This is a genomic window from Saccharothrix sp., from assembly GCF_031180885.1.
GTDB lineage: Bacteria > Actinomycetota > Actinomycetes > Mycobacteriales > Pseudonocardiaceae > Actinosynnema.
In genome coordinates this window covers 23,061-35,444 of the sequence record NZ_JAPSLK010000030.1, presented here as the reverse complement: position 1 = coordinate 35,444, position 12,384 = coordinate 23,061, and the positions used below count along the sequence as shown (strand labels likewise).

The 12,384-nt window shown below is 72.2% G+C and carries 11 protein-coding genes; 8 read left to right on the top strand and 3 right to left on the bottom strand.

Annotated elements, in window-relative coordinates; all coding sequences use genetic code 11:
* Positions 1-2: 2 nt before the first annotated feature.
* A complete protein-coding gene (locus RIN75_RS27795; RefSeq protein ID WP_309114983.1) occupies positions 3-926 on the top strand; it encodes a proline dehydrogenase family protein in 924 nt (307 codons plus the stop codon).
* Here RIN75_RS27795 and RIN75_RS27790 read toward each other — a convergent pair.
* A complete protein-coding gene (locus RIN75_RS27790) occupies positions 923-2,926 on the bottom strand; it encodes a tetratricopeptide repeat protein (RefSeq protein ID WP_309114982.1) in 2,004 nt (667 codons plus the stop codon). The genes RIN75_RS27795 and RIN75_RS27790 overlap by 4 nt on opposite strands.
* 211 nt (positions 2,927-3,137) lie before the next feature.
* Between RIN75_RS27790 and RIN75_RS27785 the strand changes: the two genes are divergently transcribed.
* From RIN75_RS27785 to RIN75_RS27775, 3 genes are all read left to right on the top strand, one after another.
* The gene (locus RIN75_RS27785) at positions 3,138-4,808 is read left to right on the top strand and encodes a bifunctional 3'-5' exonuclease/DNA polymerase (protein ID WP_309114981.1); all 1,671 of its coding nucleotides are present in this window, start codon (positions 3,138-3,140) and stop codon (positions 4,806-4,808) included.
* Positions 4,809-4,915: 107 nt separating this feature from the next.
* Positions 4,916-6,307, top strand: a complete 1,392-nt coding sequence (locus tag RIN75_RS27780) for a carbohydrate-binding protein (RefSeq protein WP_309114980.1) — start codon at positions 4,916-4,918, stop codon at positions 6,305-6,307.
* A gap of 78 nt (positions 6,308-6,385) precedes the next feature.
* Entirely contained in the window at positions 6,386-7,075 is a 690-nt protein-coding gene (locus RIN75_RS27775) for a helix-turn-helix domain-containing protein (protein ID WP_309114979.1), read from the top strand.
* On the opposite strand, the gene RIN75_RS27770 is transcribed toward RIN75_RS27775, so the two are convergent.
* Positions 7,057-7,920 carry a hypothetical protein gene (locus RIN75_RS27770; protein WP_309114978.1) on the bottom strand — a complete coding sequence of 288 codons (864 nt, stop codon included), beginning with the start codon at positions 7,918-7,920 and terminating at the stop codon, positions 7,057-7,059. The two genes, RIN75_RS27775 and RIN75_RS27770, sit on opposite strands and share 19 nt — an antisense overlap.
* A 143-nt stretch (positions 7,921-8,063) precedes the next feature.
* Between RIN75_RS27770 and RIN75_RS27765 the strand changes: the two genes are divergently transcribed.
* The 4 genes from RIN75_RS27765 to RIN75_RS27750 are packed head-to-tail and all read left to right on the top strand — an operon-like array spanning position 8,064 to position 11,244.
* Positions 8,064-8,477 (top strand): hypothetical protein, encoded by a 414-nt coding sequence (locus RIN75_RS27765; protein WP_309114977.1) that lies wholly within the window; start codon positions 8,064-8,066, stop codon positions 8,475-8,477.
* 4 nt (positions 8,478-8,481) lie between these two features.
* Positions 8,482-9,081 (top strand): DUF3558 domain-containing protein, encoded by a 600-nt coding sequence (locus RIN75_RS27760; RefSeq protein WP_309114976.1) that lies wholly within the window; start codon positions 8,482-8,484, stop codon positions 9,079-9,081.
* 3 nt (positions 9,082-9,084) lie between these two features.
* Positions 9,085-10,413 (top strand): hypothetical protein, encoded by a 1,329-nt coding sequence (locus tag RIN75_RS27755; protein WP_309114975.1) that lies wholly within the window; start codon positions 9,085-9,087, stop codon positions 10,411-10,413.
* 9 nt (positions 10,414-10,422) lie between these two features.
* On the top strand, positions 10,423-11,244 hold the full coding sequence (locus RIN75_RS27750) for an ESX secretion-associated protein EspG (RefSeq protein ID WP_309114974.1): 822 nt from the start codon (positions 10,423-10,425) through the stop codon (positions 11,242-11,244).
* Here the strand turns inward: RIN75_RS27750 and RIN75_RS27745 are convergent.
* Positions 11,216-12,376, bottom strand: a complete 1,161-nt coding sequence (locus tag RIN75_RS27745; RefSeq protein WP_309114973.1) for a lactate 2-monooxygenase — start codon at positions 12,374-12,376, stop codon at positions 11,216-11,218. The two genes, RIN75_RS27750 and RIN75_RS27745, sit on opposite strands and share 29 nt — an antisense overlap.
* Positions 12,377-12,384: the final 8 nt, after the last annotated feature.

Here is a 12,384-nt window from a genome sequence, read left to right as displayed (position 1 = left end):
CCATGCTGCGCTCGACCCTGCTGGCCGCCTCGCGGTCCGGCGCCATCCGCAGGCTCGTGGAGAGCACCCCGCTGACCAAGCCCGTGGTCAAGCGGTTCATCGCCGGGGACGACGTCGACGGCGCCGTCGCCACCACCGGTGGGGTGCTCGCCGACGGCCGGCTCGTCACGCTGGACCACCTCGGCGAGGACACCCGCGACGCGGCCCAGGCCGGCGCCACCGTCAACGCCTACCTCGAACTGCTCGGCCGGCTGCGCGACGCCGGGTACGCCGACCGCGCCGAGGTGTCGGTGAAGCTGTCCGCGGTGGGCCAGTTCCTGCCGCTGGACGGCGAGAAGATCGCCCTGGAGAACGCGCGGAAGATCTGTTCCGCCGCCGAGTCCGTGGGCACCACCGTCACCCTCGACATGGAGGACCACACCACCACGGACTCGACGCTGGGCATCCTGCGGGAGCTGCGGGTCGACTTCCCGTGGGTGGGCGCGGTGCTCCAGGCCTACCTCAAGCGCACCGAGCAGGACTGCCGGGACCTGGCGCGCGCCGGGTCGCGGGTCCGGCTGTGCAAGGGCGCTTACCAGGAGCCGGCTTCCGTGGCCTACCAGGACAAGTCCGAAGTGGACCTGTCCTACGTGCGGTGCCTGAAGGTCCTGATGAAGGGCGAGGGCTACCCGATGGTCGCCTCGCACGACCCGCGCCTGATCGCCATCGCGGCGGACCTGGCGGCGGGCCGGGCCAAGGACTCCTACGAGTTCCAGATGCTCTACGGGATTCGCCCCGACGAGCAGAAGCGGATCGCCGCCGAGGGCAACCGGATGCGGGTGTACGTGCCCTACGGCGACGAGTGGTACGGCTACTTCATGCGGCGGCTGGCCGAGCGCCCGGCGAACGTGGCGTTCTTCCTCCGGTCGCTGGTCACGAAGGGCTAGGAAGAGCTGGGGAGGTCCGGGGTGCGCGTGGGGTGCGCCCGGACCACCTCCGCCACCGCGTGCTCCGCGCGGGCCAGCCGTTCCGGATCGGCCTGCGCGGACCGCAGCAGCGCCACCGCTTTGTGCGCCGCCGCCAGGGCGCGATCGAGATCCGCGCCGACCTCGGCGCACCGCCGCGCGTACAGCGAAAGCGTTTCGGCGTAACGGATCTCGTCCCCGTGTCCGGTTAGGTGCCACAGCAGCAACGCCGTGCGCGCGCCGATCCGGGCGTCCTCGTTGGTGACCGCGCTGTCGGCCAGCAGGTGCCACGCCTCGGCCAGCCGCACGGTCGCCCGGGGCACCCGCCGCCACACCGCCACCGCGTCCTCGAACGCCTGCGCCGCCTCGGACCGGCGGTCCAGCCTCCGGAACAGCACGCCCAGATCGCCCAAAGCAGAAGCCAGGACCGGCTCGAAGTCGCGCGGGTTGACCTCGGCCAGCCTCCGCAGCACGCCGATCGACTCGCGCACCACCGCCGCCGCCTCCGTGGGCCTGCCGAACGACGCCAGCAGCGCCGCCACGGACCGCAACGTCCGGGCGAACTCGGCTTCGTAGCGCGGGTCGTCGCCCGCGACCGCCCGCCACTGGAGCACCGCGCGCCGCGTCGCGTGCCCGGCCTCCGCGCGCCGGCCCACGTCGAACAGCCGGGCCGCCAGGTGGTGCGCGGCCTTCGCGGCGTCGAGCCGGAACCGCGCGGGTTGCCGGCGGGCCAGGTCGTCGAACAGCCCGGCGGACTCGGTGACGGCCGCCGCCGCGTCCTCCTTGCGGCCCACCGCCGCGTACCGCAGGCCCAACCGGTCGAGAGCGGCGGCGAGCGGTGCAAGGGTGTCCGGGTCGCCGGTGACCAGCAACCGGCACCAGCGGACCGCTTCCTCCGCCGCCACCAGGGCTTCGTCGTTCCGCCGCACCGCCACCAGGCGCAAGCTCAAGTCCCCCAACGCGTTCGCCAACCGGTGCGCGACTGGTTCCCGGTCGACCAACTGCCGGTACAGCGCGACTTCCGCGCGGGACGCCTGCACGGCCTCCTCGCCCAGCGCGGCGAGCGCGGCGCGGGCGCTGAGCAGCCCGTTCAGCTCGGCCCGTGCGGCGATGTCGTCCGTGTTCCTCAACAGCGCTTGAGTGAGGAGGGCGGGCAGGACGTCACCATGGCAGCGCGGATCGTCGAACACTTGGCGCGCAACGACTTCCGGGTGGTCGTGGAGGACCCGCAACGGCCCGATGCCCGCCTTGGCGACCAGTCCGGGGTCGGCGGCGAACAGCTCGACCGCCCGGTCGCGGACGTGCGGCCAGCGCTCGGCGGCGCGCAGGAGGGTGTCCAGGGCGTCCGGCGCGGGTGCGATGCGGTTGTCCAGGAGGGTCACCGCGAGGGCGTCCTCGGCGAGGCGGCCGGTGGTCGGCGGGTTCGGGTCGACGCTGACCACCCGGCGGACGCGGTCGACGAGGTGGTCGCCGGGATCGCCGTGGACGGCGGCCAGCGCGGCCAGGTGGACGTCGTAGAACGTGTCGCAGGGCGGGGTTTCCACGCGGGGCCGGGGCAGGTCCAGCGCGTCGGCGAACCGCTCGCAGGCGGTCGCGAACGACCACTCGTGCTCCTCGGGGCATGGTCCGAGTTCGAGGTCCTCGGTCGCGTAGTGCAGGTCGCGGGCGCGTTGGCGGGTGGCCGACCACCACCAGCCCGCGCCGCGGGCGACCAGCAGCACCCGGGTCGGCCCGTCGCGCAGGACGGCGTGGACGTCGTGCCACGGCAGGAGGTCCGCGTCGTCCAGCACGACCAGCCCGTCGTCGGCGAACCGCCGGGCCAGCCGGGTCTTGCCCACCCCGGACCGACCGTGCAGGAGCAGCACCGACCGCAGCACGGCCGCGTCCCGCCAGCGCGCCAGCCCGGCGAGTTCGGCGGCCCGGCCGTGGAAGGGCACCACCTCGTGCCGCGGGTCCAGCAGCGCACCTGGCGATCCGATCACGGGCCCATATCCTGCACCCGCCCGCGAACCACGATCGGGTTGGTCCCTCCGACCGCCCCCGCTCCCGCGAGGCCGCGTCGGCTTGTCGCGTCGCCCTTCCCGACGATCATGCTTTTCGATCGGCGGGAAACGCGGCGCGACGAGCCGACTTCCGGGCGGCCTCGCCGCCGCGACGCCAGTCGCGGCCATCCGATACAGCACAATCCGAGGCATGTTCATCGCTCTGGTGCCGCACGCGGAGAACGCCGGTCGCCTCCGGCCGCTCTCCGACGCCGGCGTGCCCACCGGGCCGGTGATCGAGACGTCCGACCTGGCCGCCACCGTCGCGGAGTGGGAGCTGCGGGAGCCGCGCTGGCTGTGGTCGTCCACGGCGGAGATCTATCCCGAGCTGCTGGCCCGGGGCGTGCGGGTGCAGCGATGCCTGGACCTGTGGCACGTGGAATCGCTGCTGCTCGCCTACCAGGGCAGACACCGCGAACCCCGCGGCCTGGGCGCGGCGCTCGCGCGGCTGCGGGGGCTCCCCGTCCCCGAGGACCAGGGGCCGCGCAAGCGCGAGTCCCAGCCCACCCTGTTCGAACCCGAACGCGAACCCCTGCCCGGTGACGCGGACCCGCTCGACGCCGTGATCGCCGTCCACGCGGAGCAGCAGCGAACACTCGCCGGCCTGCCCCACGCCGACCGCCTCCGGCTGCTGGTGGCCGCCGAGTCCGCGAGCGCCCTGGCGGCGGCCGAGATGACCTTCCACGGCCTGCCCTGGCGCGAGGACGTCCACGACGCGTTGCTCACCGAGATGCTGGGGCCGCGTCCGGTGAACGGCGCCCGGCCGGCCAAGCTCGCCGAGCTGGCCGACCGGATCACGGCCGCGTTCGGCGGGCGTTCGGTGAACCCGGACGCGCCGGCGGGCATCGTGCGGGCGTTCGGCCGGGAGGGCATCGACGTCCCGTCCACCCGGGCGTGGGTGTTGAAGCAGGTCGACCACCCGGCGGTCGCGCCCCTGCTGGAGTACAAGGAACTGGCGCGGCTGTGGGTGGCGCACGGGTGGTCGTGGCTGGACCAGTGGGTGTCGCAGGGCCGGTTCCGGCCGGACTACGTGGTGGGCGGCGTGGTGTCCGGTCGGTGGGCGACGCGGGGTGGGGCGGCCCTGCAGATCCCCCGGACGCTGCGGCGGGCCGTGGTGGCCGATCCGGGGTGGTCGTTGGTGGCGGCGGACGCGTCCCAGCTGGAGCCGCGCGTGCTGGCGGCCCTGTCGGGTGATCGCCGCCTGGCGGAAGTGGCCGGCGACGACGACCTGTACACGACCCTGGCGGCGGACGCGTTCGACGGCGACCGGGGGCGGGCGAAGATCGCCATGCTGTCCGCGATGTACGGCGGCACCAGCGGCGAGGCCGGTCCGCTGCTGGCCGTCCTGAGACGCCGGTTCCCCGAGGCGGTGGGGTACGTGGAGGCCGCCGCGGTGGCCGGTGAGCAGGGCCGGATGGTCCGCTCGCGGTTGGGCCGCACCAGTCCGACACCGTCCGAGGCGTGGCACGCGCTGACCGGCAACGCCGAGGAGGGCGAGGAGGAGGCCCGGCAGTCCCGGCGGGCGGCCCGCGACTGGGGCCGGTTCACCCGCAACTTCGTGGTGCAGGCGAGCGCGGCCGACTGGACCGCCGCGCTCCTGGGCGCGCTGCGAAGACGCCTGCGCCGAACAGCGCCGGGCGCGCACCTGGTTTTCTTCCAGCACGACGAGGTCCTGGTGCACACACCGACCGAGTCGGCGGAGGCGGTGTGCGCCGAGGTCGCCGCGGCCGGTGCCGAGGCCTCCTCCCTGGTCTTCGGTGACACCCCGGTCCGCTTCCCGATCCACGCCGTCCCGGTGGAGTGCTACGCGGACGCCAAGTAGGCCATTGCGCCGTTCGGTCGATTGAGTCTCGGTCGTGAGAGCGCTCTCATGAACGGACAACCCGGTTCGTTGCCGTGCAGAACGAGTGACAAGGAGGTCACCCGCGCATGGAACCCAGCCGTCGGCGGCGCGCGCTCGCCACCGCCGCCGCCCTGCTCACCGCCGTTCCCGCCGCGGTCTTCGCCACGATCTCGGCCGACGCCTCGGTGCCGCCCACGCCACCGGGCTGGACGCTCCAGTGGAGCGACGACTTCACCGGCGCCGCGAACACCCTGCCCTCCGGCGCCAACTGGATCTTCGACCTCGGCCACAACTACCCCGGCGGCCCCGCGAACTGGGGCACCGGCGAGATCCAGAACTACACCAACTCCACCTCGAACATCCGCCTCGACGGCAACGGCAACCTGCGCATCACCGCGTTGCGCGACGGCGCCGGCAACTGGACGTCCGCCCGCATCGAGACCCAGCGCGCGAACTTCCGCCCACCCGCCGGCGGCAAGCTCGCCATCGAGGGCCGCATCCAGATGCCGAACGTCACCGGCAGCGCCGCCCTCGGCTACTGGCCCGCGTTCTGGGCGCTCGGCTCGCCCTACCGCGGCAACTACTGGAACTGGCCCGCCATCGGCGAGTTCGACATCATGGAGAACGTCAACGGCATCAACTCCGTGTGGGGCGTGCTGCACTGCGGCGTCAACCCCGGCGGGCCGTGCAACGAGACCAACGGCCTGGGCGCGAGCCGCGCGTGCCCCGGCTCGACGTGCCAGTCGGCGTTCCACACCTACCGGTTCGAGTGGGACGAGAGCGTCAGCCCGAAGCAGTTCCGCTGGTACGTGGACGGGCAGCAGTTCCACAGCGTCAGCCAGAACCAGTTCGACGCGACGACGTGGAACAACATGACCGGCCACGCGGGCTACTTCATCCTGCTGAACCTGGCCATGGGCGGCGCGTTCCCCAACGGTGTCGCGGGCCACGCCACCCCGACCGCCGCCACCGTGCCCGGTCACTCGATGGTCGTCGACTACGTCGCGGTCTGGACCGCCGGCGGCGGCACCACCCCGCCGACCACCACGACCACGACGCCCGGCGGCAGCGGCTGGGACGCGTACGCGGAAATCCAGGCCGAACAGGCGACGTCCCGCTCCGGCGGGGTGGTGGAGGCGTGCTCCGAGGGCGGCCAGGACGTGGGCCTGCTCAAGAACGGCGACCGCCTCCACTTCTCCGGCGTCCGCTTCGGCTCGGGCACCGCGCGCCAGTTCATCGCACGGGCGGCGTCGGGCGCGGCCGGTGGCGTGAGCGGCCTGGTGGAGGTGCGGCTGGACAGCCCGACGGCCACCCCGATCGGCAGCTTCGCCATCGCCAACACGGGCGGCTGGCAGAGCTGGCGCACCGTCCCGGCGAACATCTCCGGCGTCACCGGCACCCACGACGTCTACATCACCTTCACCAGCGGCCAGCCCGCGGCTTACGTGAGCGTGAACTGGCTGAAATTCAGCACCTGAGTGGTTGACCTGGCGGGCCGCGGATGCCTCCTCCTCCGCGGCCCGCCATCCCCACCGATCCCGGTTAGGGTTGACAGGGTGCGGGCGCTCGTCAGCGAGTACGAGGAACGTCCGGTCGCGGGCCTGGCCTGCGCCTGGCGGCGTTCGTCGCCCGTCCCCACCACCGGCCGGGTAGTTCCAGACGGCTGCACCGACCTGATGTGGTCGTCCTCCGGCGAGTTGTTCGTAGCCGGCCCGGACACCACGGCCCACCTCACCACCATGCACCCCGGAACGCTCTACGGCGTCCGCTTCGCTCCCGGCGTAGGCCCGTCCGTCCTCGGTGTCCCCGCCCACGCCCTACGCGACCTGCGCGTTCCTCTAACGGACCTGTGGGGCCAGTCCTCAGCCTTGGAAGACGCCCTGCACACCGCCGACGACCCGTGCGCAGTGCTCGCCCAAGCCGCCTTAACTCGACTCCGCACCACCCCACCAGACCCTCTAGCCCAGGCCGTAGCCCATGCGGTCCCCTCTTCAACCGTCGCCAACCTTGCCGCCGACCTGGGCCTGAGCACCCGTCACCTGCACCGCAGGTCCCTGGACGCGTTCGGCTACGGACCCAAGGTCCTGCACCGGGTGCTGCGATTCGACCGCGCGGTGAAGCTGGCGTGGACCGGCGTCCCGTTCGCCGACATCGCGTACCGCACCGGTTATGCCGACCAGGCGCACCTGTCCCGCGAGGTGAAGGAGTTGGCCGGCGTGTCCCTGGGTCAGCTGATCCGCCCGTAGGCGCGGAGGGTCTTGAGGGCTTCGATCGTCACGATCGACCGCCACTCGTACTCGGTCACCGGCGTCCAAGCGGCCCACGGGAACGTCCAGCCACCGTCTTCTTGCTGCTCGGCTTCGAGCCGATCCAGGTCACGCTCAACCTCATCGTCGCTGAACCACCGACGGGCCAGGCTGTCCGGCGTGGGCGCGTAGTGATGCGGCTTGTGCGTCTCCCCGACCGCATACCCCTCAGGCGCCCGCCCGTCCCCCAGGTCAACCAGCCCTTTGCCCCGAACCAACTCCCTCAACTTCTCCGCCGCCACCTCGGCCCTTGCCCGGTCCGGCACGTGGTCCAGGAACCTCGCACAAGCGTTGACCTCGTACGGGTGGGTGTCCCCCAGCCGGTCGATCTTGTCCCACACCAACTCGGTCGCCTTGCTCAACCACTCATGCTCAATCCCGAACTGGTGCAACACACCGGCCGCCAACCCCGTCATCAACAGGTCCGTATCAGTCCCGACCTGCCACCACGGTGCCCGCGGATGGTCCCGCGCCGTCTCCAGACAGTTCGGCAACCCACCGTCGTCGTTGGCCACCGAACCAAAGAAGTCCGCCGCACTGACCACGTACGACTCTTCCCCCACCTCGTGCAGCAACCTCAGGGCGGTGTAGGTGTGCAACGGCTGACTGGTCGGCCCGCGCCCGTCAGGCTCAAGCGCATGCCCAAACCCACCGTCGTCGTTCCGATAAGCCAAAACAGCCGCCACCACCGACCCAGCAGACCCACCGTCGAACAGGAACTCAAACCGCCGCTGCTCCAACACGCGCGCGTTGCGCCAAATGAACGACCTCACCAGATCCACCATGCCCCGACGCTATTCCGCCCGACGAGCACCGTCTTGAACAGATCGGACATCCCCCGCCGGGAGCAACCACCTCGAACTCCCGGACCGCGCTGACCTGCTGTGCCATGATTTGACCGGCGGTTGGCGTGAGGGGAGCGCGAACGATGTACGACGCCGAAGGCGGGGGCGGGAAGCTCAGCTTCGTGGGCGACACGGTGTCCAAGGCACCCGGCGGCGCCGGGGCCGGCTACGTGGTGTCGCAGACCAGGTTCTACGTCGACCCGGACGAGGCCGAGAACCTTATCAAAGGCCTGGAGAAGGCCTACCTGGAGCTGCGGAACGCCAAGCGGTACTCCGACCAGATCACCCAGGTGCAGTCACCGGGCAAGGACGCCTACAGCGGGTTCGCCACCCTGAAGATTCGCGAAACCGCCGGTGACCAGGAGGGCGGCTACGGCTGGGCCAACGAGAAGGCCCGCCTGGCGCTCAAGCAGACGATCCAGAACATCAAAGACGCGCTGGCGGCCTACAAGGGCACCGACTCGGCCGCCCAGGACGCACTGAAGCCGAGGGACTGAACTCTTGAACCGCATTCTCCGGTCCGTTCTCGTCGTCGGAGCCGCCGCGGCCGCTCTCGCCGCCTGCACCTCGACCAACGTGGGCAACCCGACGCCCGCGCCCACCACGGGCGGCGGCGCGACGTCGACCACCAAGACCAGCTCCAAGCCGAGTGGTCCGGCCGCCCTGGACATCCGGAAGTTCACCCAGGACCCGTGCGCCATCCTCGCCGCCGGCGACCTGGCCCCGTTCGGCAACTTCGACGCGCCGAAGGCCGAGGCGGACGGCCCGAACGGCCCGAGTTGCGCGTGGGACGGCAAAGACGTGCTGGAGGACTCCTCGTACCAGGTGGTCCTCGTGGTCAAGGGCGCGACGCTGGAGAGCTTCCGGGAGAGCAACAAGTCCCGCAAGGTGTTCCGCGAGGCGACCGTGGCCGGTTACCCCGCGGTCAGCTACGACACCGCGAGCGGCACCTTGGACTGCAACACGGCCATTGGCACGTCCGACAAGGAGGCCGTGCTCATCCAGGCCACTGTCGGCGACGGTGACAAGGCCTTCGCCGGCAAGCCGTGCGACGCCGCCGAGAAGTTCGGGGCGACCGTCATAGGAAAGCTGAAGGGGTAGGCCATGGCACCTCCCTCAGGCCCCGCGGTGGACATGGACCTGCCCGGCCTCATGCTCCTCCAGATGGGCATCGGCGCGGACAAGATCTACGGCTGGTTCAAGGACGGCAAAGGCCCGGAGCAGACCACCGACGCCACCCAGGACAACTGGAACAAGGTCCGCGACCACCACGCCGAGGTCACGTACCTGATCGAGAAGGCCGTCCGCGACTCGGGCGCCTCCTGGGAGGGCGCCGCCGGCGACCAGGCCAGGTCCGCCACCACCCCGTTGGCCACCTGGTCCGCCGCCGCCGGGGACAGTGCGATGGTCGCCTCCCAGGGCACCAGCAGCATCAGCGACTCCTTCCGGCACGCCCGCGACTCCGTCGAGAAGCCCGTCGACGTCCCCGACAAGCCCTGGTACAACGGCATGGTCCCGTGGGACACCGACTACGACGACGCGGTCGAGAAGAGCCAGCAGGTCAACTCGCGCAACGTCGAGGTCCTCTCCGCGTACGGCAACGCGGCCAACTCGGCCAGCGCCTCGATGCCCACCTTCCAGTCCCCGGACGAGATGGGCGGCGGGATCGAGCCGCCCACGCCCCCGCCGATCCAGCCGCCGAAGGAGTGGGAGCCCGTTCCGCCCGACGACGGTGGTGGCGACGGCGACGGCGACGGCAAGAACCGGACCAACCCGCCGTTGCCGCCGGTCACCCCGCCCCCGCCGAACGTCGACGACGGTGGCGGCAACCTGAAGAAGTCCGAGGTGCTCCCGCCGCCGGACCGGCCGCTGCCGCCTCCGCCCCCGCCGGTCGTCGTCGACCCCTCGCGACCGGGCGACCCGAGGCTGCCCGGCGACCCGCGCCTGCCGTACGACCCCCGGCTCCCCTACGACCCGCGCAACCCGAACGACCCGCGCAACCCCAACAACCGGCCCCGCGTGCCCGGACCCGGTGGCGGACGACCCGGCGGCCCGGGCGGACCCGGTGTGCCCGGAGGCGGTCCGGGTGGTGGCCGCGGCGGTGGCGGTGGCGGAATGGGGCGCATGCCCGGTATGCCCGGCGGCATGGGCGGACCCGGTGGCGGGTTCGGCCCCGGTGGCACGTCCGCCGTCATGCCCGGTGGTGAGCGCGGTTTCGGGCCAGGCGCGGGCGGTGGTTTCGGGCCAGGCGGCGCGGGCGCGGCCGGACGAGGTGGTGCCGCGGGTATGGGCATGGGTGCCGGTATGGGGGCCGGTGCCGGTCGGGGGCAGGGGGATGAGGACAAGGAGCACAAGGCCGCCTCGTACCTCCAAGAGACCGAGGACATCTTCGGCGACGGCACCATGGTGGCCCCGCCGGTCATCGGCGAATAGGGGAGAACAGTGCTGCACACCAAGGTGGCGATCCCGGTCGTCGCGCTCTACAACGCCTGGCAGGCCGAAGGTCTGCCGACGCTGCACAACGCGCTGCTCACCGACGTCGACTTCGACGAGGACCGCCTCGCCGAGGGCGACCTGAGCGGTCTGGCGGACCTCGCGCGGGGTGGCTGGGCGGAGTTGGAGCGGCTCGGGTTGGCGCGCGGCCGGCAGGTGCACCCCGACCTGGGCCGCGCGCTGCGGCTCGTCGCCGAGGCGGGCACGGAGTACTACGCGTTCTTCAACGAGGGTGACGGCGACACGCGCACCGCGCTCGTGGCCCAGTCGGGCGACGACGCGTTGCGCGTGGTCCTGCGGCCGGACAAGCACTTCGTGCTGGAACCGGTGCGCCCGGAGGACGCCGTGCAGTCGCTGGTCGCCGCCCTGCCCGAGGCCAAGCCGGGCCGGGGCGGGGTGATCTCGCTGCCCGCGGACGCGTTGAACGACAAGCCGAAACCGCCGTCGTACAACGAGGAGTACGAGCGCAGCTTCATGCAGGCCAGCCGGCCGACCGGCGCGCACGTCGCGGAGACCCAGCAGCTGAAGAACCTGTTGGCGGAGAAGCGGACCGGCGGCGGGCAGCTGTTCGCCGCCCGCCGCGACCGGTTCGGCCGCAAGCAGCGCTGCGAGGCCCCGCTGACGTTCTTCGACACCGTCACCGGCCGGTACCTGAGCGCGAAGTCGAGGGGCAGCGACGGGACACCGTGGATCACCGTGCAGCCCGCGGACTTCGCCACCCTCCAGGACCGCCTGCGCCGGCTCAGCGACGCCGCAACACCTCGGGGCTGAGTTCGGCCGGGCTGCGGTGCCCGGACAGGCCCAGGGTCAGGTCGAAGTCGGCGAGCAGCCCGCGCAGCACGTGCCGCACACCGACCTGCCCGCCGTGGGCCAGCCCGTAGGCGAACGGCCGGCCGACCATGACCGCGGACGCACCCAGCGCCAACGCCTTCACGATGTCCGCGCCGGTCCGCACACCGGAGTCGAACAGCACCTCGACCTGCTCACCCACCGCCGCCGCGATCTCCGGCAACACCTCCAGCGACGCCACGGCCCCGTCGACCTGCCGCCCGCCGTGGTTGGACACCACGATCCCCTGCACCCCCGCGTCGACGGCCTTGCGCGCGTCGTCGGGGTGCTGGATGCCCTTGAGCACGATCGGCCCGTCCCAGTGCTCGCGCAGGAACGCGAGCTGGTCCCACGACTTGTCGGTGCCGGTGAACAGCTGCACCCACCGCAGGATCGCCATCGGCCGGTCCTCCTCCGGCGGCGCGGCGAGACCCGCCCGGAACGCCGGGTCGGAGAACGGGATGGCCGTCCCGACGCCGCGCAGGAACGGTAGGTAGGACTGGTCGAGGTCGTGGGGCCGCCACGCCAGCGTCCACGTGTCGAGGGTGACCACCAAGACGGAGAACCCGGCCTTGCGCGCCCGGTCCAGGATGCTCACGCAGACGTCCGGGTCGTTCGGCCAGTACAGCTGGAACCACCGCGCCCCGTCCCCGGCCGCGTCCGCCACCTCCTCGATCGTGTGCGACGAGGCGGTGGACAGCACGAACGGCACCCCCAGTTCGGCCGCGGCCCGTGCGGTGGCCAGCTCACCGTCCGGGTGCAGGATCGACTGCACCCCGACCGGCGCGAGCAGCACCGGCGCGGACAGCTTCGTGCCCAGCACGGACACGCCGAGGTGCCGCTCGGTGGCGTTGGTGAGCATCCGCGGCACGATCCGCCACTCGTCGAACGCCTCCCGATTGGCCCGGGCGGTGGCCCCCGACCCGGCGGCGCCCGCGACGTACCAGAACGGCCCCGGCCCGAGCCGTTCCCGAGCGGACGCCTCCAGCGCCTCGGGGTCGGTGGTGAACGGCGGCACCTGCCCGGCCAGGCCTTGGAGGTAGATCTCGTTCTGGTACCCGGCGAATCCCGTCATGCGTCCCT

Bases quoted from the DNA above. Each gene is read 5' to 3' on its own strand.
- RIN75_RS27795 (WP_309114983.1), top strand. From the start codon at position 3: ATGCTGCGCTCGACCCTGCTGGCCGCCTCGCGGTCCGGCGCCATCCGC.
- RIN75_RS27785 (WP_309114981.1), top strand. From the start codon at position 3,138: ATGTTCATCGCTCTGGTGCCGCACGCGGAGAACGCCGGTCGCCTCCGG.
- RIN75_RS27780 (WP_309114980.1), top strand. From the start codon at position 4,916: ATGGAACCCAGCCGTCGGCGGCGCGCGCTCGCCACCGCCGCCGCCCTG.
- RIN75_RS27770 (WP_309114978.1), bottom strand. From the start codon at position 7,920: ATGGTGGATCTGGTGAGGTCGTTCATTTGGCGCAACGCGCGCGTGTTG.
- RIN75_RS27765 (WP_309114977.1), top strand. From the start codon at position 8,064: ATGTACGACGCCGAAGGCGGGGGCGGGAAGCTCAGCTTCGTGGGCGAC.
- RIN75_RS27755 (WP_309114975.1), top strand. From the start codon at position 9,085: ATGGCACCTCCCTCAGGCCCCGCGGTGGACATGGACCTGCCCGGCCTC.
- RIN75_RS27745 (WP_309114973.1), bottom strand. From the start codon at position 12,376: ATGACGGGATTCGCCGGGTACCAGAACGAGATCTACCTCCAAGGCCTG.